25 protein-coding genes are annotated in these 20,401 nt (G+C 40.9%); 17 read left to right on the top strand and 8 right to left on the bottom strand.

What is annotated here, in order from left to right:
- Positions 1-306 precede the first annotated feature (306 nt).
- The 4 genes from RSX31_RS20230 (at position 307) to RSX31_RS20215 (ending at position 1,830) form a co-directional block, all read left to right on the top strand.
- Complete coding sequence (locus RSX31_RS20230) at positions 307-450, top strand: hypothetical protein (RefSeq protein WP_187443562.1); 144 nt, start codon at positions 307-309, stop codon at positions 448-450.
- Between the two features lie 49 nt (positions 451-499).
- Complete coding sequence (locus RSX31_RS20225; protein ID WP_315635823.1) at positions 500-952, top strand: GNAT family N-acetyltransferase; 453 nt, start codon at positions 500-502, stop codon at positions 950-952.
- A 66-nt stretch (positions 953-1,018) separates the two neighbouring features.
- The gene (locus tag RSX31_RS20220) at positions 1,019-1,357 is read left to right on the top strand and encodes a hypothetical protein (protein ID WP_315635822.1); all 339 of its coding nucleotides are present in this window, start codon (positions 1,019-1,021) and stop codon (positions 1,355-1,357) included.
- Positions 1,358-1,386: 29 nt separating this feature from the next.
- Positions 1,387-1,830, top strand: a complete 444-nt coding sequence (locus RSX31_RS20215; protein WP_315635821.1) for a pyridoxamine 5'-phosphate oxidase family protein — start codon at positions 1,387-1,389, stop codon at positions 1,828-1,830.
- Positions 1,831-2,037: 207 nt separating this feature from the next.
- On the opposite strand, the gene RSX31_RS20210 is transcribed toward RSX31_RS20215, so the two are convergent.
- On the bottom strand, positions 2,038-2,808 hold the full coding sequence (locus RSX31_RS20210) for an SGNH/GDSL hydrolase family protein (protein WP_315635820.1): 771 nt from the start codon (positions 2,806-2,808) through the stop codon (positions 2,038-2,040).
- A 106-nt stretch (positions 2,809-2,914) separates the two neighbouring features.
- Between RSX31_RS20210 and RSX31_RS20205 the strand changes: the two genes are divergently transcribed.
- Both RSX31_RS20205 and RSX31_RS20200 read left to right on the top strand, forming a co-directional pair.
- The gene (locus RSX31_RS20205; protein ID WP_315635819.1) at positions 2,915-3,841 is read left to right on the top strand and encodes an ABC transporter ATP-binding protein; all 927 of its coding nucleotides are present in this window, start codon (positions 2,915-2,917) and stop codon (positions 3,839-3,841) included.
- A complete protein-coding gene (locus tag RSX31_RS20200) occupies positions 3,834-4,832 on the top strand; it encodes an ABC transporter permease (RefSeq protein ID WP_148994595.1) in 999 nt (332 codons plus the stop codon). The genes RSX31_RS20205 and RSX31_RS20200 overlap by 8 nt, the downstream gene beginning before the upstream one ends.
- 267 nt (positions 4,833-5,099) lie before the next feature.
- Here the strand turns inward: RSX31_RS20200 and RSX31_RS20195 are convergent, their stop codons facing one another.
- Positions 5,100-5,645: a hypothetical protein gene (locus RSX31_RS20195; protein ID WP_315635818.1), complete on the bottom strand. Its 546-nt coding sequence runs from the start codon at positions 5,643-5,645 to the stop codon at positions 5,100-5,102.
- A 92-nt stretch (positions 5,646-5,737) separates the two neighbouring features.
- Positions 5,738-6,301 (bottom strand): hypothetical protein, encoded by a 564-nt coding sequence (locus RSX31_RS20190; protein ID WP_262371812.1) that lies wholly within the window; start codon positions 6,299-6,301, stop codon positions 5,738-5,740.
- Between the two features lie 506 nt (positions 6,302-6,807).
- Between RSX31_RS20190 and RSX31_RS20185 the strand changes: the two genes are divergently transcribed.
- Together RSX31_RS20185 and RSX31_RS20180 are read left to right on the top strand one after the other, a co-directional pair.
- Positions 6,808-7,464, top strand: coding sequence for a TetR/AcrR family transcriptional regulator (locus RSX31_RS20185; protein WP_315635817.1), 657 nt, complete (start codon positions 6,808-6,810; stop codon positions 7,462-7,464).
- A gap of 278 nt (positions 7,465-7,742) precedes the next feature.
- Positions 7,743-8,279, top strand: coding sequence for a DUF4269 domain-containing protein (locus tag RSX31_RS20180; RefSeq protein WP_315635816.1), 537 nt, complete (start codon positions 7,743-7,745; stop codon positions 8,277-8,279).
- A 165-nt stretch (positions 8,280-8,444) separates the two neighbouring features.
- On the opposite strand, the gene RSX31_RS20175 is transcribed toward RSX31_RS20180, so the two are convergent.
- From RSX31_RS20175 to RSX31_RS20165, 3 genes are read right to left on the bottom strand one after another with little or no spacing between them, the layout of a single operon-like run.
- Positions 8,445-9,812 (bottom strand): PTS ascorbate transporter subunit IIC, encoded by a 1,368-nt coding sequence (locus RSX31_RS20175; RefSeq protein WP_315635815.1) that lies wholly within the window; start codon positions 9,810-9,812, stop codon positions 8,445-8,447.
- Between the two features lie 29 nt (positions 9,813-9,841).
- On the bottom strand, positions 9,842-10,108 hold the full coding sequence (locus RSX31_RS20170; protein ID WP_148967828.1) for a PTS sugar transporter subunit IIB: 267 nt from the start codon (positions 10,106-10,108) through the stop codon (positions 9,842-9,844).
- A 20-nt stretch (positions 10,109-10,128) separates the two neighbouring features.
- Positions 10,129-12,240 carry a BglG family transcription antiterminator gene (locus RSX31_RS20165; RefSeq protein WP_315635814.1) on the bottom strand — a complete coding sequence of 704 codons (2,112 nt, stop codon included), beginning with the start codon at positions 12,238-12,240 and terminating at the stop codon, positions 10,129-10,131.
- A gap of 254 nt (positions 12,241-12,494) precedes the next feature.
- Here RSX31_RS20165 and RSX31_RS20160 point away from each other — a divergent pair, with 254 nt between their 5' ends.
- Entirely contained in the window at positions 12,495-12,911 is a 417-nt protein-coding gene (locus RSX31_RS20160; RefSeq protein WP_148994587.1) for an HIT family protein, read from the top strand.
- A gap of 141 nt (positions 12,912-13,052) precedes the next feature.
- A complete protein-coding gene (locus RSX31_RS20155; RefSeq protein WP_315635813.1) occupies positions 13,053-13,601 on the top strand; it encodes a DUF6143 family protein in 549 nt (182 codons plus the stop codon).
- Between the two features lie 111 nt (positions 13,602-13,712).
- Here the strand turns inward: RSX31_RS20155 and RSX31_RS20150 are convergent, their stop codons facing one another.
- Positions 13,713-13,895 carry a CsbD family protein gene (locus tag RSX31_RS20150; protein WP_148968188.1) on the bottom strand — a complete coding sequence of 61 codons (183 nt, stop codon included), beginning with the start codon at positions 13,893-13,895 and terminating at the stop codon, positions 13,713-13,715.
- Positions 13,896-14,167: 272 nt separating this feature from the next.
- On the opposite strand from RSX31_RS20150, the gene RSX31_RS20145 reads away from it, so the two are divergent.
- From RSX31_RS20145 to RSX31_RS20125, 5 genes are read left to right on the top strand one after another with little or no spacing between them, the layout of a single operon-like run.
- Positions 14,168-14,839, top strand: a complete 672-nt coding sequence (locus tag RSX31_RS20145; RefSeq protein WP_315635812.1) for a Type 1 glutamine amidotransferase-like domain-containing protein — start codon at positions 14,168-14,170, stop codon at positions 14,837-14,839.
- Between the two features lie 48 nt (positions 14,840-14,887).
- Positions 14,888-15,325: a cytidine deaminase gene (locus tag RSX31_RS20140; protein ID WP_315635811.1), complete on the top strand. Its 438-nt coding sequence runs from the start codon at positions 14,888-14,890 to the stop codon at positions 15,323-15,325.
- On the top strand, positions 15,325-15,966 hold the full coding sequence (locus RSX31_RS20135) for a kinase (RefSeq protein WP_315635810.1): 642 nt from the start codon (positions 15,325-15,327) through the stop codon (positions 15,964-15,966). Before RSX31_RS20140 ends, RSX31_RS20135 begins: the two co-directional genes overlap by 1 nt.
- A 15-nt stretch (positions 15,967-15,981) precedes the next feature.
- Positions 15,982-16,767 carry a class I SAM-dependent methyltransferase gene (locus RSX31_RS20130; RefSeq protein WP_315635809.1) on the top strand — a complete coding sequence of 262 codons (786 nt, stop codon included), beginning with the start codon at positions 15,982-15,984 and terminating at the stop codon, positions 16,765-16,767.
- Positions 16,740-17,078: an NIPSNAP family protein gene (locus tag RSX31_RS20125; protein ID WP_148994581.1), complete on the top strand. Its 339-nt coding sequence runs from the start codon at positions 16,740-16,742 to the stop codon at positions 17,076-17,078. Before RSX31_RS20130 ends, RSX31_RS20125 begins: the two co-directional genes overlap by 28 nt.
- Positions 17,079-17,171: 93 nt before the next feature.
- Here RSX31_RS20125 and RSX31_RS20120 read toward each other — a convergent pair whose 3' ends face one another.
- Positions 17,172-18,557, bottom strand: a complete 1,386-nt coding sequence (locus RSX31_RS20120) for a polysaccharide deacetylase family protein (protein ID WP_315635808.1) — start codon at positions 18,555-18,557, stop codon at positions 17,172-17,174.
- Between the two features lie 181 nt (positions 18,558-18,738).
- Here RSX31_RS20120 and RSX31_RS20115 point away from each other — a divergent pair, with 181 nt between their 5' ends.
- Positions 18,739-19,014 (top strand): DUF3986 family protein, encoded by a 276-nt coding sequence (locus tag RSX31_RS20115; RefSeq protein ID WP_315635807.1) that lies wholly within the window; start codon positions 18,739-18,741, stop codon positions 19,012-19,014.
- Between the two features lie 421 nt (positions 19,015-19,435).
- Positions 19,436-20,269, top strand: a complete 834-nt coding sequence (locus RSX31_RS20110; protein WP_315635806.1) for a glycerophosphodiester phosphodiesterase — start codon at positions 19,436-19,438, stop codon at positions 20,267-20,269.
- Positions 20,270-20,401: the final 132 nt, after the last annotated feature.

Below are 20,401 nucleotides of genomic sequence, written 5' to 3'. Positions count from 1 at the left end.
AAAACACCTCCAAATGTAAATGAATTATTTACTACTTGAAGGTGTTTTATTCAGTCTCATATTATTAGGTCTCTCTAAACAGAGGTGGGTTTTCTTATTGAAACTTGAGGTCAATTTCAAGATGCTTTATATAGTATCACAGTCAACCCGTTAACACAAAGGATAACGGTAAAGTGAGGATAATTTCCTATTAAAGGAATAAGGATTGTTAAAATATAAATGGTTTGAAATAATTGGAATGTGAACATTGTTCGTATCACAAGGAACTGAAATAACGATCGTGATGTTTTGTTAGGAGGAGTCAACATGTTGATGAAGATTTTCTTTATACTTGCAGCGTTATCCATGCCTGTTTCTATGTTATTTAACCAAGAAGCAATCGGGATGCTTTCGGCGATGTTATTAATGTTACTAGGGGCTTTCTTTAGTAAACCAAGATTCAGTAAATAAGGGGCTCCTAATCCAGTATTTTTGAATAAACCCAATGGAGGAATAGAATGTGAACCAACACCCATACAGGATCATCCCGTATGATCCAAAATATGCAGCAGAGACCGTGAAAATGTGGAGGGAAAGCAAGGAGCAGGCTATCGGACAAAAAGAAATCCACAGCTTTGAAGATCATGTTGATTTTATTAATCATAGATTACCCGGGCAGTTCCGAATCGATATAGCGATATTGGATGAAAAAGTAGTTGGCATGATTGTCTATAATAAAAACGAAATCAGCCAACTGTATATTCATGTTGGATATCAGGGGATTGGTATAGGAGAAGCACTGCTTAATAAAGCAAAAGAACATTCAAGTGAAAGGCTGACCCTCTATACATTCGATATAAATCAAAAGGCGCAGCGATTTTATGAAAAACATGGATTTATCATCATTGGCAGGGGAAATGAGAATGAAGAAAATTTACCGGATATTCAGTATGAGTGGACAACAAAAAAATAAACAACTTGGGTTCGAGTTGAAATATTGGCGTAGTGTCATTAAATGACTATGGGGTGTCTCAATTATATGCGTTGTTTTTGTGAGCAAAAAGAAACCTTTGACTTGAAAATGGAAGCGGATGTTGGAGCAGATCCTATCTGGTGTGTTGAGTGCGGTTGTAATTTGGATTTAGAGGACACTCCGTTATCAAATGAGTTAAAGAAAGAATTGATAGATTGGGCGAGTATGTACGGGAAATGGATTGACTGGGATTTAGATAAAATCATTTTAAATGGAATCCAAATGGAAGAGGAACATAATAGGCAAGGGGAAATTTTAACGGAACAAACCAAGCAGGAGCTTGGTGGTAAATACAGAATTACATTTTCTCCTTCTACAATGGGACGAAGGTATAATACATTGTAAGTTTTATATAATGAGAGGATGAAATAGACTTGGAAATTATAAATGGTAATAAAAGCTTTGATCTGGATGAATTTCTTAAAAAACCTCTATTTGCGCACCTTTCTACATTATCCATGGAAGGTCCGAGAGAGTCACCTGTTTGGTTTTACTGGGAAAATGAGCATATCTATATCATCGGCACACCATCTTCAGATAGTTTCCCCGGGAGAATCAAAGAACACCCGGAGTGCGCCATTGGTATCGTAGATCTGGATCATACAACAGGAAAAGTATTACATGCAGGCTTCAGAGGAAAAGCTACGGTTGAGCCTTTTGATAAGACGATTGCAACACGGTTACTCGAGCGTTATCTTGGACCAGAAGAAGGGAAGTGGGATCCAAGATTTCAAGGGTTAGGCGATAGCAATATTTTAATAAAGTTTGTGCCTGAAACAGTGGTGGTAAGGGATCAATCTTTTGTACCTAGCATTTAGTTGATAAGAGGTTATCTATTTGTTTTTCAAAGCGCCGGAAAGGTTCTATTAAATATCTCGTCAGGTAAGGGTGTGTATCATTGATGACTTCATTCACTTTAAATATGGTTATGGGGGAATGAAGAGAGTCAAGCCAAGGGCATAAGAACAGGTTTCTTGGCATGATTTAGAAAAAGCCACGGTACCTGTCCCCATGGCATTTTGGGATTATTGTATAATGTTTTTTTCAATGACAAGTGATAGACTGTCAGCTATTTGCTGATAAGTAGCATCATTAGGATGGAAGTTGTCACTTGAAAGATCGCGTTTGGCATCCGTTACCAAATTGAAGGTATCCACAACGTGAACTTCGTATTTTAAGCCTAATGTGCGGGCGGATTCATTCCATTTTTGGATGACAGAATCAAAGGAATCCCCGTCCGGCAATTCCTTAAAGGGATTATATAGTCCCATGTAGAGGATGACTGCATCCTTATTTATTTCACGAATGGTTTGAAACGCTTTTTCCAAGTTAGGAATTTCGGTTTCCAGAATGCCAAGAGCGGTAGCTTCTGAATAATTGTTTAAAATCTCACCGGAATTAAAGAGATTGTTTCCCCCAATCGTGATGGAAATGATCTTGGCGTCCTTAAGAGATCTCTTGACATCCTTTTGTTCTAACTGTGCCAGTAAATCTTCAATCCTTGCACCCCGTATGCCTAAGTTTTGGTACCGCTCCACAGTATTAGTTTCTTTAAGTGGATTTCCAACCAGCGGGACAAAACCTTCTCCCTTTGATGATCCTACCCCCCTTGTCAATGAATCGCCAAGTGCAATATACGTTTCTCCAGGAGTGACAGGAGCTTCTTCTGATTCTGCTAATATCTTCTCTTGGGGAGGGTTGGCGACATCCCAATAGGCTCTCACAAATCCATATCCAAATAGGACTGTCAGTGCAAGGGAAAGGGTGATAAATAGTTGCCACATCCATTTTTTCATCTCTTGATCTCTCCTTCTATTATGATTGTACCAACTTTTACTCATGCTGAGTATTTAAAAGAGCAATTGAGAAAAAAGTTCGTTAGAATAGATGTAGGGTGATGATATGAGCATAAAGCCAACAGTTCAATTGAAAAATGTAACGAAAGTAATAGGGAAAAAGACGATTATAGATAATATATCATTTGAAATATATCCAGGAGAAGTATTTGGATTCCTCGGTCCAAATGGTGCTGGAAAAACGACTACTATTCGAATGCTCGTTGGTCTAATCAAGCCAACGTCAGGGAAAATTCAAATCTGTGATTTTGATGTGAGAAAGCAATTTGTACAGGCGATGCAGCGCCTTGGTTCTATCGTTGAAAACCCAGAGTTATATAAGTATTTAAGCGGTCGGGAAAATCTGCAAATATTTGCACGGATGCTGCCTAAGGTGGATAGTGAACGAATACAAGAGGTAATTGATCTGGTTGATCTGACTGCACGAATCGATGACCAAGTGCAGACCTATTCACTGGGGATGCGTCAGAGGCTCGGGATTGCACAAGCATTATTAGGCCGGCCGGATGTGCTTATATTGGATGAACCTACGAATGGATTGGATCCAATGGGAATAAAGGATCTTCGTACATTTATCAGGAAACTGGTCGACGAAACGGGTCTTTCAGTTCTTGTATCCAGTCATATATTAAGTGAAATCGAGTTGCTTGCCAATCGGGTGGCTATAATGAGCCATGGGAGAATCGTGAAGGTAGGCACGGTAAGTGATTTAGTGGATGCATTGTCATCAGGTGTGGACTGGAGAGTCAATGATGCTTTTCGTGCACTTGATATCTTTAAAGCATCTCCCCATGTACAAGCTGCAGAACTGTACGATGATCATACGGTCCATACTCTTATGGATGAAAGCAAAACTTCGATCCTGAATGAATCTTTACTAAAGGCGGGAATTGAGGTATGGACAATCGAAAGGAAGGTCCAGACATTGGAGGACTTATTTATTCGTTTGACAGGGGGCGATCATATTGTCTAACCCAAATATGATTGGTCTGATTCATAATGAAGTAATGAAAATTGCTTCAAAAAAACGCTTTGCGGTTGTCATTGCCATATTGATCATTCTAGTCTCCATGTTTACATATGCACAATACCGGGAGATACAAGAGAAGATGGAAAAGCAGGGTACTCTGGACTGGCGGGTGGAGCTGCAGCAGGAGATAGTCGATCGTCAAAACCGGCTTGCATCCAGTGGGATCCAAGATGAGGTCAGACAATTCCTTGAATTTGATTTGAAGCAAAAGCAGTATTACTTGGACAACGACATCAACCCGAACTATCCGGGAGCACCAACATTCATCCGCATCTTCTTCTCACAGGGACTCACACTAGTCCTGCCTTTACTCATCATTATTATTATGGCTGATGTTGTGAGTGGGGAATACAATGATGGGACCATCAAGACATTATTGTCCCGACCGGTAAAACGATGGAAAATACTGATGGCCAAATGGCTGACGGTTTTGCTGTATACATCGATGCTGATGGCAGCTACGGTGATTGTCTGCTATGGGATTTCAGGGATTGTACTTGGATATGATGGCTGGACGGCACCTATTCTGACGGGCTTTCAAGCTTCTCCATCAGGTGAGTTTTCGACGACATATATCCATACCCTTCCGATGTGGGAATACTTGCTGATGTCAGCGGGTCTTGCCTGGGTAGTTACAGCGACTGTTGGAACCATAAGCCTGATGATTTCAGTACTTGTGAAAAATACAGCTACTGGTATCGGGGCGATGATGGCTGTGTTGATTGCAGGCACCCTCTTATCTTCTATCGGTTCAAGCTGGACGAGCTCAAAGTATTTGGTGAACTTGAATTTTGATCTCATCAACTACATAGAAGGTCAAGCTCCTCCAATCGAAGGGATGTCACTGCCGTTTTCATTAACAGTGCTTGGAGTATGGACTGTCGCTTGCCTTGCAATTGCGTTTTGGAATTTCACTCAGAAGGATATGTATTAAGTGCATCATTTAGCAAAGCTCCTATTCATGTTTATCCTGATTCCTGTCCACATCTGCTTAATAAGGGCCCTGTCTTTATGTGCCATAGGATTTTTTCCATCCATTAAAAGATTTGGTGGGGACATGACCATTTTTCTTAAAGAAAAGCAGCTACATTCATTTCTTGTAGCTGCTCTCTGTATTCATCATTTCAATCATCAACTTTTCTCAGAACATAAACCTATCATTCTTCTAATGAAAGCTATTCGGATTAATGGATATTTAACGCTAGTTAAAGGATTTAATTTCATCAATTAATCTCTTCATTTTACTGCTCGGACCACTGTCCGATAAAGAATTCCTAAATTCAACATAAAATTCCCCTTCAGCCAATAAGTTATCCACCAATTTTTTTTTGGGAAGACAAACGGTGATCATTTCATAAACGGTATTCCAACCTGCATCCCAATGATTCCAAGTGAATAATATAGAGTTGTTATTATCTTCTTTCATTAATTTCATTTCCCAATCCAAGGTCCGCATCGAGAAGCCGCTAATACCATGACCATATTTCAAGCAGTGTTTCAAAGATTCTAGAAGTGAAAGCCATAATTCATCAACATCATCCCAATCATTAAAGGTAGAAAGAGGTTTTTGATAGATGGAAATCTCAACAGCACCAAAGATTGAAATTCCATCTGATTTGATTAATTGATTATTACCATACTCTCTTGACAAAGGTTCGCCAAGAGGTGAAAAATCATGATAGATAGCACCCTTTAAGGTCATCTCTTTGCAGTCTTTTTTTGAAATGTATGTCTGAATTGTAATCATTCAAAAATCACCTTTTATAAAGTATTTAGATTTCTAGAATATATTTAAGGATATCAAATTGGTAATTATTATCATTTTAAACTCGTGTTTTCTTAGGGGGAGTCTTTTGTAATGTTTATACTCTGGAAGATTGCCGTACCGAGTAAGGAGGTTATAAGACCTAGTTCAAAGAAATTTGTGATGGCTCCGCTATCAATCGGTAAACTTACAGCACTTCCGATGATCATTGCAAGGGAACCGGCAAAAAACCACTTCCATTTTTGTTTACTCCAGATGATGATTGAAGCCACAAGCAATACAAGTGATACTATTAGTACCATAACGGGCGGGCCACTTGAAGGTTCGTCAGAGCTATAGCTTAGGACGCCATTTTCCATATTCGCCACTAAATGAAGTCCTGATACCTCAGTAAAAAGTTCAAATAATACCAATGAAAAAGTCAATGCATAGGCAGAAAACTTACTTAAAGGTTTCTTAGCCCACAATACTTCTCCTTGCTCCAATGTTTTCCAAGAAAATAACACGAGAAGAGGCGTGAAAAATGCATGTATCCAGAATCGTGCCAGGTTTAATCGTTTTAATATTTCCCCTTCCCCTATTAACTGACCTATTGCTATGATTCCGTTGTCATAAATAAGGCCGACAATAACTGGCAATAGAAAAACTATACTTTTTAATTTGTAAGTTCTAAGGCAGATTACTCCAATGATCAAAACCCCTATGTAAGCAATTGAGAAGAAGCTAAAAAGAAATGTATCGATTTTGATTCCCTCCGTTCTAGTATTCTTTTAAATAATACGAATTGTTTCTTATAAATTAATCAATGTTAAAGGTAAAAGGCTAACTCACACCACCGTTTAATGTCAGGTTATCTCTGAGCAGGATTAATACTTTAGTTTCTATTGTGATCGTCCTTACTTTATACTTAGTGTCAGCATCACAAACGTAATCGTTTCAGTCGGGTTGAAAATGATCCAATCTTTCTCATAGGTGATTTCATCTTTATTTATGAGGGTGTAGAGTATCTGAGACGGTTCATACACCTGTTGTGACCATGTATAAAAGGCTTATTTCTACATTTGTTTTTTTTACTAAATTTATTACAATAGATTCAGTCAGTATATCTTCATTAATTATATATACTCGAAGGTTAATTAATCAAATGATTAATAATATATTTTTTTTGAATATCAAGGAGGTACCCATGGATAGCGAGTTTCCTAAAAAACCAGGAAGACCAAAAATAAAAATTGAGAATAATCTAACGAGAGAGAAAATCTTAAAGACATCTGCCCATCTATTTTTAACATATGGATATGAGGGTGTTTCCATGGAGCAAGTGGCTGAGGCGTGTAGTGTGACCAAAGCCAGCGTTTACTATTATTTTAAAAACAAAGCAAACTTATTCGCAGTCGCCGTGTCCAGTATGTTCCTACGAATCACAGTACAAACAGAGAAACTTTTACATAGTTCTAATGGCTTGAAGCACAAATTATATGAAGTCACACTGGATCATTTAATGAGACCCCACATTGATTTTGAAACGTTATTAAAAGAAGCTGCTTTCTCACTAACAGAGAATCATATTCAGGAAATTCGAGGTGCCGAGAGGGAAGTTCATAAAGCGCTGGAAGATATATTCAAGCAAGCCATGGAAAAAGGTGAAATAGTGGTAACAAACCCATTATTGCTTGCACATGCATTTTCTACGGTGGCAATGATTCGAAACAAAAAAGACCTAATAGAGGAACTGGGTGGTCCCCAAAAAACAGCACAAGCTTTGGTTGATCTTTTTTGGAAAGGTATTGGTCCAAAATAATTAATAATATTTATGTTAGTGATGGGTTTACGTGCGTCCGATTAAATGTGTTGGCTAAAGAGGCTGTATGAGTTTTTGAAAATGAAAAGGTAGCAACCTTGTATTTGTCTATTATGTTGAAGAAGATCTATACTGAACCCAGTCTTGGGTTTTTTCTTTCTTCCCTAAGTGAGAGGAACTACTGTAAATAAAACGTCATTATTAAGGTAAAAGATTTCTCAGATAATAAGAGTTGGTATATTTGCATTGAAAAATCGTCAGGCAGGGATGGTGTACCGATGATAGAATTATTCGCAAGTATGAAAAAGGGGACGGACAGGCAACAAAAGGCATATGCAGTCATCATGGAACTGGATATTTTGAATGACATGAATACCTATCATCCTGTTCTATGCGGAACTCTGCCGATTGGTATAGACATTACGGGTTCAGACCTGGACATCATTATGGAAGTACAGGAATTAGACCCATTTGAAGAATTGATCCAAACGTTATACAACAAAAAAGATGGCTTTACAATCAAAAGGAAAACGATTAATGGGAAAGAAGTCGTGAAGGCGAATTTTAGCTTAAGCGGTTTTGAGTTTGAGCTGTTTGGACAAGCCCAACCGGTACATAAGCAACATGCGTATCTCCATATGATGATTGAACATGAACTATTGCAAAGATATCCTGGTCTCAAACAGAAAGTGATACATCTCAAAAACCAAGGATATAAGACAGAGCCCGCGTTTTGTAAGCTTTTTGATATTACGGGAGATCCTTATGAAGGTCTGATTCGGTTTGGGGTTGGAGAAGGGATTATCACGGAGTAGGTTTTTTGAGAAGTTTTCATGTGTTTAAAGGCTACAGTTTTATTATAAAGGTTAAAGGAATGAAAAATGGGGTGCATTCGGAAGCAAGGTAGCCGTCCTGGTATTTCCTGTTTATATGGTAAAACACTCGCTTCCTGAAATAAGGAAGCGAGTGTTTTAATTTATCTATGCAACTTCTGTCTCTTCCTTCTCCCCAGTCCCCTTTGACTTAAAGCTGATGAAGAAGAGGATGGCAAGAAGGACGATGATTGACACGAAAACAATCACATTGGATTCAATCAAGCTGACGAGATTACCAAGCACGATGCCGACCAACCCGAAGTCCGCATCTCCAAATGTTGTCCCCTGGAAACCTAAATTGCCTAAAACCGGCAATAAGAGAGCTGGCAGGAAGCTAATCATGACGCCGTTCGCCATGGAGCCGATGACTGCACCTCTTCGACCGCCGGTTGCGTTGCCGAAGACTCCGGCAGCAGCGCCTGTGAAGAAGTGAGGGACAAGTCCCGGAACGATGACTTTCAATCCAAGTAGTGGCAAGAAAAGCATGCTGACGAGACCGGCAATGAAGCTGAATAAGAAACCGATGATGACGGCATTTCCTGCGAATGGGAAGATGGCCGGGCAATCAAGAGCGGGTTTCGCATTCGGGACGATTTTGTCCGCAATCCCTTTGAAGGCAGGAACGATTTCACCAAGGAGCATACGTACCCCGGCTAAAATGATATACACACCAACGGCAAAGGTGATCCCCTGCATAAAGGCAAACACAAGGAAGTTCTGTCCGCCGCTCAATTCTCCTTCAACGAAAGCCGGACCTGCTGCACCTGCAACGATAAAGAACAGGATGACCATCGTCAGAGATACTGAGACGGAAGTGTCCCGGAGAAAGCCGAGTGACTTTGGAACTTTGATTTCTTCTGTCGATTTAGAACCTTTACCGACTGCTTTACCGACTGTGGCGGACACCAAATACCCGATCGATCCGAAGTGGCCGACGGCAAAGTCATCCGACCCGGTGACTTTGCGTGTGAATGGCTGAAGCATCGCAGGTGACAGGACCATCAATGCACCAAGGATGATCGAGCCGAGAATGATCAATGGGACTCCGGTAAATCCACCAGTGGTTAAGATGACAGCGATCAAACATGCCATGAACATGGTATGATGTCCGGTTAAAAAGATGTATTTAAAAGGACTGAAACGTGCAATAACAATATTGACAACCATACCGAACAGCATGATCATCGCTGTCTCCGTACCGAAGCTTTCCTGTGCAAGGGCCACGACGGCTTCATTGTTCGGAATCACCCCGTCGACTTCAAAGGCATGATTGAACATGCTGCTGAATTGCCCCAGGGACTGGACGAGTACATTCGCACCCGCCCCGAGGATGACGAAGCCCATGACCGTTTTAAGGGTTCCGGACACGACATCCCCTGAATTCTTACGTTGAATCAGGAGCCCGATTAAGGCGAATAGACCGACAAGGATCGCGGGTGTACCGAGTATATCCTTCATTATGATATCAACCATTTGTATCGCTCCTTCCTATTAAAAGTGGACTAGATATTTTGTTCCAATGCAGCTCGGAGTTCGTTCTTATCCATCAGATTCTTCAATTTCACGATATGTTTACGGCCATCTTCCAGGCTTTCCACGATATCCTCTGAACCGATGAAGAGATCCGCTTGCTCCGTCTTGGCAGTTGTCAGGTCCGTGTGGGAAACCTCAGCTTCTTTTCCCATATCTTTCAGTGCTGCTTTCACATTCATTTCTACGATCATGCTGCTTCCTAATCCATTTCCACATACGACTAATACTTTTTTCATTTTAAATTTCCTCCTCTGATTTATACTTCAATTGTTTGGTTGATTAATTCAATTACGGTTTGACGATCACTTGCTGAGATTAATTGTTCCACATTGTCTTCATTGGATAGCAGTTCTGTAAGCTGTGCCAATGCTTTTAAATGGGTTTGATTATCGATTGCTGCCAGCACGATGACCAGCTGAGCGCGATGTTTTTCTTTTTCGGAAAAATGGACGGGTTCCTTGAGTCGCAGGAAACTCATTCCCAGTTGTTCGACACCGGTCTCCGGACGTGCATGGGGGATGGCGATATTAGGTGCGATGACAATATAAGGACCCAACTCCTTCACGTTCGTTACCATGGCGTCTACATAATCCGGGCGAATCGATTGCAGGTCGATCAGTGGTTGACTGGCCACCCTGATGGCTTCCTCCCAACTGCTTACCCGGTCTTTGAGTTGTATCGTTTGTTCTGTCAATAATTCATTGAGCATAGGCTTTCTGATCTCCTTTATTCTGGGAGTAGTTTGTTCTAAAAGGTGGACCAATTCCTTTTTCAGGTCGTCCTCTTGATGGATGGTTGCATGACGTTTGATGACATCCATCAGGTGATCGGTCACATTCTTTTCCGGTGGCTTCGAATCGAAAAGCTCATTCATCCGTTGTATGACCCGTTCTTTTTCGAGATTCGTCAAGATAGCCGGAAGATGGATGACGGGGATGTCCTTCTCCTTGATATAATTGGTGGAAAAGATGACGTCCGCCTCGTACTCGTTCGTTCGATATTCCCTCATCGAGATCGTGGTGATGACATTCAGCCCGGCAATCAAGTTCTCTAGTTGGGTGCGGAGCATATTGGAAGTCCCAATCCCATTTTCACAAACGATGAGTGCTTTAAATTTCGTCTCGACCTTCTTTTTCTCTTTCGTCAACCAGCCTCCGAAGTGCAGGGTAATGTAGGCCACTTCCTCGTCCGGGACGATCTTCCCGACATACCGTTCCAGGTGCCTCATTACCCGTTTAGTCAAATGAAAGATGTCCTGGTAAGTCTTTTGAATGCTGTCAGCCAGGTCATTCGCGATCGAGAGCCCGTACTTAAGCCGGTAATACGTCGGCTTAATATGGGAAATCAGATTCTCTTCCAGTCCATTTTTATCATCGAACACCACACAGGAGTAAAGCTGAAAATCATCAATCATCTGTTGCACGACTTCCTTCAGGCCTGATAATTCCTGTTCCGTATAACGGTTGAAGTTATCATGCTGGACTTTGGATCCCAACAGATTCATCGTAATGAAACAAACCTCATCATCTGGAAAAGAGACTTCCTTTACGTTTCCAAGTTTATTCGTAATATGGAGGGCTGCCTTGTAAGCTTCTGTTTGCTGCAGGACCTGCTTTTCTGCTTCTGGAACAAGAATATACTCTTCCAGCTCGATTCTCTTCATGATCATCAAGATCTGCAGGGAAAGGATCTCCACCATCTCATCTGTCAGCGTCAATCCCAATTCTTTCTCAGCTTCATAAAGTATCTCTCTCACCAGGCTCCTTTGATCCGTTTCATGGGACCACGTGGCAGCTTCCGGCTGAATCATCTTATGGACCTCGTTCCTGACGTTCTGCCAATCCGGGTGTGAGAAGATAGTCGCCAGTATATTCGAAAGCATCGTTCTTTTAGCATCCTCAGGGCCACTCAATCGGTATCCTGAACCTTTCTTGTAATACAACCGCAAACCGGCTTTGCTGAACTCTTGCTTGATCTCTTTAATTTCCTTGGCGATCGTCCCCCGGCTCATGCTTGTCAGGTCCATAAACCGCTGCATCGAGGCATCTTGTTCTTCTAATAATATTTTGGCTTTAATCAGGACTTCGCGTTCCTGCCTCGACAATTGATACTGCCAATCTTCGAAACTTTGATCCTTAGAAACCATCAACTTCGATTTCGATGCAGGAGGCAAAAACAACCCCTTGCCATGCTGGCTTTCAATGGGTTCTAATCCTTGAGTCCGCAGCCAACTATTTATCTGATCAAGGTCATAATAGATGGTTCGTTGAGACAGATTCGTCCTGGTCACCAGATCTTTCGTCGAAATCGGATCAGTAGAATGTTGAATGATGGATAATAAGTGTGCACGCCTTTTATCCAATACCATGAGGATCCCCCTCTGTTATCGTTTTTGCATATTTATATTGTTAGTTAATTAGATGATCATCTTATGAATCTAGTATAGGGGCTATTTAGAGGTTTTGAAAGGGGTTTCAGTGTGCAGAGTTTGTGCCGGTTAATTTTGCAAAAATGAACAGATAGGGGAAACGGGCATCAGAGTGGGAAGCTGGGATTGTCAAAGGGGTGGGGGTTTGAAATAATTGGAATTGAAGGATGCTAAATTAGAAAGGGGAAAGTTTTATGAGCTATGAAGAAAATTGTCCATTCTGCAATCCAAAAAAGGACAAAGACCAAAACATAGTATTTGAAAACGAATCCTGCTATTTCCTGCAGCATAACAAGCACCAGGATGTATTAGAAGGATCCGGGGTCATTGTTCCAAAAAACCATCATGCGGACGCATTTGAATTAACGGAAATAGAGTGGAAAGATACATACGAACTATTACAAAAAGCGAAGAAGTACTTAAACGAAGCGTTTTCCCCGGATGGCTTTACACTTGGGTGGAATGTCGGAGAGGTGTCCAATCAGTTTATCTTCCATTGTCATTTACACGTCATCCCGAGATACAATGATGAACCCTTGGCTGGAAAAGGAATCCGTTATTGGTTAAAGCAGCCTGAGAATAAAAGAAAGAGATTAAAATCAAGTAAATAGTTCTGTCCTTCTTTGATGGGGGATATGGATGCAACCGCCACCTGTCGCTCTTCAAGTAATATCTTACATACAATACTTTTTGAATTCTTTAAAACACTTTCTTTCTTCTCCCATAAACTTTAGAAAGGAGTGATTTTTCATATGCAGTGGTTGAATAATGACCGATTTAGTAAAACCGTCAATATCCCTAACCCTTTGTATCAATCCTTAGAGGGAAGATATTTTGTTGGGCAAACGGAACACATTTGTTTCGGTAAAGGAAAAAATGCGTGGGGAGGCTTGATGAATCCGGGTAAATCCGATGTCAATTTATTTGTCAATGCCTTTACCATCACGAATCATTCCGACCAACCGTTTGAAGCTGAAATTTGGTTTAATCCCATTCCTCCTGGTAAGCCAATGATTTCGAGTAATGTGACGCCCGCAAATACGGCACTTTCTCCACTTCCAAAGCCCAAAGTCAAAATCGCATATGCTGATGAAGTAGAAGGGTTTCCAAGAAAGGGGGTTATGGCCTTTAGGCGGATTGTCTCCCCACAAAGTACGTTAGCCAGTGATGAAGATGGGAAATTCATTTTTCCTCCGGGCGGGTCATTTATCCTTTTCTTAGTAGCACCAGACCATGAGATCATTCAGGCGGAAGTGGCATTTGGCTGGTTTGAAAAAGCTGATTTGGATAGCTGTAAATAAACTGAAGAAAAAGGACGATCCTTCTGCTTTTCCTAGTAAGCAGGAGGGTCGTCATCTCATGATTTATGTGCAGTATGGCTTACATTCACAGAAGGGAAAGCCTGATTGCAATTACCAATTCTTTTTAAACGATTCCTTCATATCGCCGACTTTCTCTTGCATCTTTCCTTTATCCTTATCGCGTTCGCCTTCCGCAATTTTAGAATCGTCGTTTGTAAGCTTGCCTAATCCTTTCTTTAAATCTCCCTTTGTCTGTTTTCGCTTTCCTTTTATTTGATCATCATTTACTCGCATTTTCATTACCTCATTTCTATGATTTATTGTCTTATTATTCATTATCCAGATGGGAGTAAGATTAAACTAAAAGGTGGTCAAAAAGTAATAGCAATTTATGCTAATTCAGTAACAAGAAAGAAATATCCGGCTTACCTTTCATACGAACGGTGGTTTATCGTGTATTGGATAAGCTTCTTTTTTGCAAAAATAATCATTGAGTTAAAAGGGGTAATTTGAAATAATTGGTAGTGTGGGATAGTTAAAAAATGGCGATTAGGGGGAAGGGATTCATGATTAACTTATTCCTGTCTGGCGGTGGAGATAAGGAACAGACAGACATAATTGATAAGGAATTTGTAAAGGCATTAGATCTTGATAAGCCGTTGCTATATATTCCAATCGCGATGCATGGCGAAATTCCTTATGAAGACTGTTACAAATGGATACATAGTGTGTTTAACCCTCTAGGCATTACTGAAATAGAAATGTGGACTGATTTAGAAGCTAAGTCTCCAGAGGATCTAAAGGAATTCTCATCCATTTACATCGGCGGAGGAAACACTTTCTATTTGTTAAACACCTTCCGTGCGACAGGCTTTGATGAAATTTTAAAAGAGTATATAGACAAAAAGGGGATTGTATATGGAGGGAGTGCCGGAGCTATTATTTTTGGCAGAGATGTTTTAACCTCCTCGCATATGGATCCAAACCATACAAGTTTGAAGACCTTTGAAGGTTTTAACTACATAGATAACTATTCAGTTTGGTGTCACTATGAAACTAGTAATGATAGCTTAATCAAAGAATACGCAAACAAATATGGATTTTCTGTTCTTGCGTTACCAGAGGAAACGGGCATTGTTATAAGTGAGGGCAAACTTAGAGTAATAGGCTCGTCTCCTGCTCATATCTTTAAAAACGAAGATCAATATGGCGTTAAACCTAATGAGGACATTCAATAAGTGTTCTGTATCGATAAAAAAATAATCGACCAAAGGGGACCAATCATCATGTTAAAAGTTAGACCGCTAGAAGATAGAGACTATGAATTGATCAGGGAAGCAGAAAAGGTCATCGAAAAAAATTACCGATATGGACGACACCACATTGGTTCGGCAGTCAGGTCAGCATACGGACAAGTATATTCAGCGGTGCACGTAGAAGCAAACGTGGGAAGAATCACAGTATGTGGGGAAGCGATGGTGATCGGGAAGTCCATTTCTGAAGGGGATCACGAATTTGAAACGATTGTAGCCGTGGCTCATCCTCATCCACACGAAGATATAGAGAAATGTTGGGTCGTTGCCCCCTGTGGAATGTGCCGTGAATTAATCAGTGACTATGGGGAAAATACCGATGTCATCATTCCTTATAATGGTGAACTCGTAAAGTGTCATGTGTTGGAGCTGTTGCCAGAGAAATATATGAGTAATATGGAAGGAAAATGATGAGGGTGAGCAAAGTGTCCATCGATGAAGTGATAGAACCATTGCTATCCCGTTATCAGGAAAAGTTCTCGGAAAATCGCCCCTTCATTGCAGGTATCGATGGCTTAGGAGGAGCAGGTAAGACTACAGTCGCAAAAGAGCTTCGACATGCATTGGAGCTTTCAAGTCATGAGGTTTTCATCGTTCATCTTGATGATCATATTGTTGAAGCACATAAGCGATATGGGACCGGGAATGATGAATGGTTCGAATATTATTTTCTCCAATGGGATATTGGATTAATTGAAACAGAGCTGTTCAGAAAGCTGCATGCTAGCGGCTCTATTACCCTCCCGTTCTATCATTCTTCAACGGATTCGGTCATTACGAAACCAATCCACCTGCCCCCGTCTGCCATCATCCTTATTGAGGGTGTCTTCTTACAAAGGAAAGAATGGCGACGTTATGTTGATTTTATGATCTATATTGATTGCTCACATGAATTAAGAGCTGAAAGAGTATTGGACCGTGACACCTATCTCGGTGACCATCAAGCAAGGCTTGAAAAGTATAAAAGAAGATACTGGTTGGCTGAAGATTATTACGTTGATGAGGTAGATCCGATAGGGAGTGCGGATTATATATACAGAGTAATTAAATGAAAAGGGGATGCTAAGATGCTGGATATTCTGAGACAAAATAAAAAAAGCTGGGATAAAGTCGCCCGCCATTTTAACGGGAAGGATGCCTTGCCGAGTTACGGGCCGTTTACACAGACGGAAGACGAATTGAGGCTGTTTGATGACATTACCAGCAAAAAGGTGCTTGATATAGGGTGTGGCAGCGGGCACTCCTTACTTTATATGAAGGGAATGGGTGCCAGTGAATTATGGGGCGTTGACCTGTCAGAGACCCAAATCGAGACGGCAAAAGAAACGTTAAAGGGCTTGGATGCCAACTTATCCTGTTCACCTATGGAAGAAGACATCGGATTACAGAAGGATTATTTTGACATCGTATACTCTATCTATGCCATTGGCTGGACAACAGACCTGACATCTACTTTAACGTTGATTCACTCGTATTTGAAAACAGGCGGTTCACTGATCTTTAGTTGGGATCATCCCTTATACCCCCATATGAAAAGTGAAGATGGTCAAATTTATCTGGAAGGTTCTTACCAGAAAGAGGGAGTCACTACGTACCCCAACTTCAAAGGCGAAGATGCACCTGTCGTCATCCCGAAACGTAAATTTAGTACTTATTTAAATGAAGTCATCAAAGCAGGATTTACGATTGAATCGGTTATTGAAAGTGACGTATCAGCAGCTTTTGACTCAGTGGAAGAGGAAGTATCTGATCGCTATTACTCATTATATAAGGCGAGGAAATTTCCTACTACGATGGTGATCAAGGCAAGGAAAGGAGAACCATCATGTTCTATAGAAGAAAGTTCTATCTAGTCAAAAAAGAGTTCGTCGAAACGTTCAATGATCACTTCAATCACACCAATTTGCCGAACCAGCTTAAACACGGCTCGCGACTGGTTGGCCGCTGGATGAAGGATCATGATGAAGAGACCGTTGAGATCTTTGCTATTTGGGAATACGACAGTCAGGACGATTATATGAAGATTGAAACCAGCATCAGGAATGATGAAGATCATCTGAAACGGATCAGGGATTGGTACGAACAGCATGGCGGGAGGGAACATGTCGCTAAGGAATATATCAGAGAAATGAGGAATGAGGCGTTGGAGACGACGGTCCGGTGAATGAGGTGAGAGGTGATCAAGAGGTTTTGATTCACTTTTTTTTGCATGCCGGACGGTTCTACTGCTTTCAAAGCAATAGAACCAAAGCCTCATTCAAATATTACCGTAGTAAGGACCGGCACTCTCCTCCGCATTAATCGATTGTAACTGAGAGACGGTTACAAATTGATACCCTTCCTTTTCAAGTGTTGTTAGTAATGTCGGCAAAGCGTCAGCTGTAGTTGGATGAACATCGTGTAACAGGATGATGGATCCCGGGGTGATTGCATTTTGAACAACCCGGTTGATGCTATCGGCATTCTTGTTTTTCCAATCTAGTGAATCGACGGACCATAGGACGATTGGGGAGCCATAATTACCAGCCACCTCCACCACCTCATGATTGATCGCTCCATAAGGCGGTCGTAAACTAGAGGGGATTTGACCAGTCGCTTCCTCGATTTTCCGGCTGGATATTTGGATTTCTTGTGCCACTTGATTCCTTCCGATTTTCGTCAAGTCTTGATGGTGGTCTGTATGATTGCCGATTTCATGACCGGCTTCGGCAACTCGTTTCGCAAGGGAAGGGTATTTTTCAGCCTGACTTCCCAGCATGAAAAAAGTGGCCTGTACGTCATGGGCTTTGAGTATCTTGAGAATTCGTGGAGTTACCTCAACGTTGGGGCCATCATCAAACGTAAGAGCCACATATTTTCCTTCAGGTTCGATGGATACATTTACTGGTGTTCCTTCTGATGTACCTAGTGCATCTGCCGTTTTATTATTTAGATAAGGGCGGATAAGTTTAATGGGAATCTCTACTTGGATTGGGCCAGCCCCTTTAGCAGCGATTTCCGACTCCTCAAAGTACAACGTGAGTGCTCTGGGGGATATGGACCAATTCCACGATGCAGGGTCACTTAATACCTTATCCATCTTGTCATCCACCAGATTGATAGATTCATTTTTTAGGATTTGGTTTCGGATTATATGGATTGGCTTGCCACTGGTTTGCATGATGTCAGATAGGTGTAAAATTCTCTTTTCAGAGGCATCAATAGTATAGATTTTCACCTGTTGTTGACCACGTATATCATTCACCAACTGATACGAGTTAAAGATTATACTATATGTATCATCTGTCGCTTTCTTTACATCGGCTTGGATGATTAAGTGAGCACGGTAACCATCTCCAAGCTCATCCTTGTTTTCCTTTACTGCTGCTAAAAATGCTTCTTTCTCTTGCTTGATCCATCCTTGTATGGGCTTATGAATGGTTGAGTCTCCGATAACCGGAGTCTTAATGGACATGGTATATGTATCGGTCTTCTCAGTCACCGTCTCAAAGTTTATACTCGATAGGGATGCCTGCCCTGAATCCTTGTCGAATCCGATTCCAACTACCAACTGAGCCATCCCATAAATCAAAGAGAATCCTATTACAAACAACACAACCCATCCCGGCCAGCGTATCCGCCTAAAGGGTATCTTTTTCAGCATACGTTATCCTCTTTCCTGGCATAAAGGTCTTTTACCTTATGTACAAATATATTAATCAATTAATTCCAATTATTTCAAATAAATGGAATCAATTCAATACTTTCGTTTCAAAAAGATGAAGTTATATCAGATCTACAAATCTTGTATTTCACAGAATAAATATGATCGGTGGTAGGAGTTAATGGACATAAAGTATGACGATAAATATCATCTGCACTTAGGTTATTACGAAAATAACTGTGATTATGAGTCTATTGCGTATAAAAGGTTATCGGAAGATGTGTGGGATGTCTTCTTTGACATTGAACAATATGGACTTGAAAAAACAATCGAAGTAAATGAGTTATCACTAGAGGGAATTGGAACAAGAATTTTTTCTATCAGCGGAAATGATCTTACCTATGAAACAGGTGTGAAGAGATTTGAAGAATGGTTGGCGATGCAGAAAATCATCTGATCATATTTGGCACAGGGAAAAGGGGTTTGTGAGTCGAAAACAAGAAAATTCGACACGGAGGATCAATTATTCCAAAACAGGATTAATTCATGGTAATCAGGATCAATAATTGTTAGACAGGAATAATTATTCTCAATTCAGGATTGAAAGTGGTTCAAACAGGATTAAATATGTAAGAAGCACGATTTTTTTCTGTTCATTGATCTGAGAACCCAGCTGTTACCGACATCACCCCCTGTAATGTAAGTAAAATGGATTAGTAACTCATCTCCGGCCACTCGATTTGTAAATAATCGTAAGAAAATAGGTCGAATTTTGTTAACACAACCTTCATTAAGCCTTATCTTTAACTACATATCAAGTCAACATCTCTCTCCTAAAATAAAGTAGAAATACATATTCAGGATTGGAGATGAAGAAAATGAACAAAAAATTATTAATCGGTACAGGTGTTGCTTTTTCATTATTATTCAGCCCATTCAGTCAGGCGTTTGCAGAAGAACCGACAGCAGGGGAAAGAAAACAAGTGGATAATGTAGCGCACCGGGGGGCAGCTGGTTATGCACCTGAAAATACGATCACCAGTTTTGATCTGGCGGTTGATATGAAGGCGGATTACATTGAAATCGATGTTCAACGAAGTAAAGATGGTGAATTGGTCGTCATCCATGATACAACAGTGGATCGTACAACAGATGGAACGGGGAAAGTCGGGGACTTAACCCTTGAACAGCTTCGTAGTCTTGATGCCGGTAGTTGGAAGGGAGACAAGTTTGCAGGAGAACCGATTCCGACCTTTGAAGAGATTCTGGATCGTTACCATGGAAAAGTGGGAATTTTAATCGAGTTAAAGGCTCCAGAACTTTACCCTGGTATTGAGGAACAAGTGGCAGAAGCATTAAGTGAACGGAATCTCGACAAGCCCCAAAATGAAAAAATCATTCTTCAATCGTTTAACTTTGACTCGATGAAAAAAATGGACGAGCTGCTTCCTCACGTTCCGGTCGGAGTATTAACTTCTAACCGTGCCCTTACAACAGAGGCAGCTTTAAAAGAAATCTCAACCTATGCGGAGTGGTTCAACCCAAGCTATGGAATCGTGACAGAAGATGTCGTGAATGAAGTCCACTCACAGGGGATGCAGATCGGCTCATGGACGGTACGCAGTCAGGAAGCGGCAGACTTTCTTTTCGACATGAAGGTTGATGCGATCATTACGGATTATCCGGATTATGTAGATCCTAGAAACGAATAGTCTTGTGAAAAAGGAGTGGCTTCTGCTGCTCTTTTTTTAGTTTCCGGACTTACCCTCCACATGAGACCCCTTTTCACTCATTCATCCATTACAGTATAAAGTACTTAGTCCCATATTGCCTCATCAAGTCAT

The organism is Rossellomorea yichunensis, from assembly GCF_032337515.1.
In the GTDB taxonomy this organism is placed as follows: domain Bacteria; phylum Bacillota; class Bacilli; order Bacillales; family Bacillaceae_B; genus Rossellomorea; species Rossellomorea yichunensis.
Note: the sequence above shows the minus strand (reverse complement) of the source record. Positions and strands in the feature narration are given on the sequence as shown.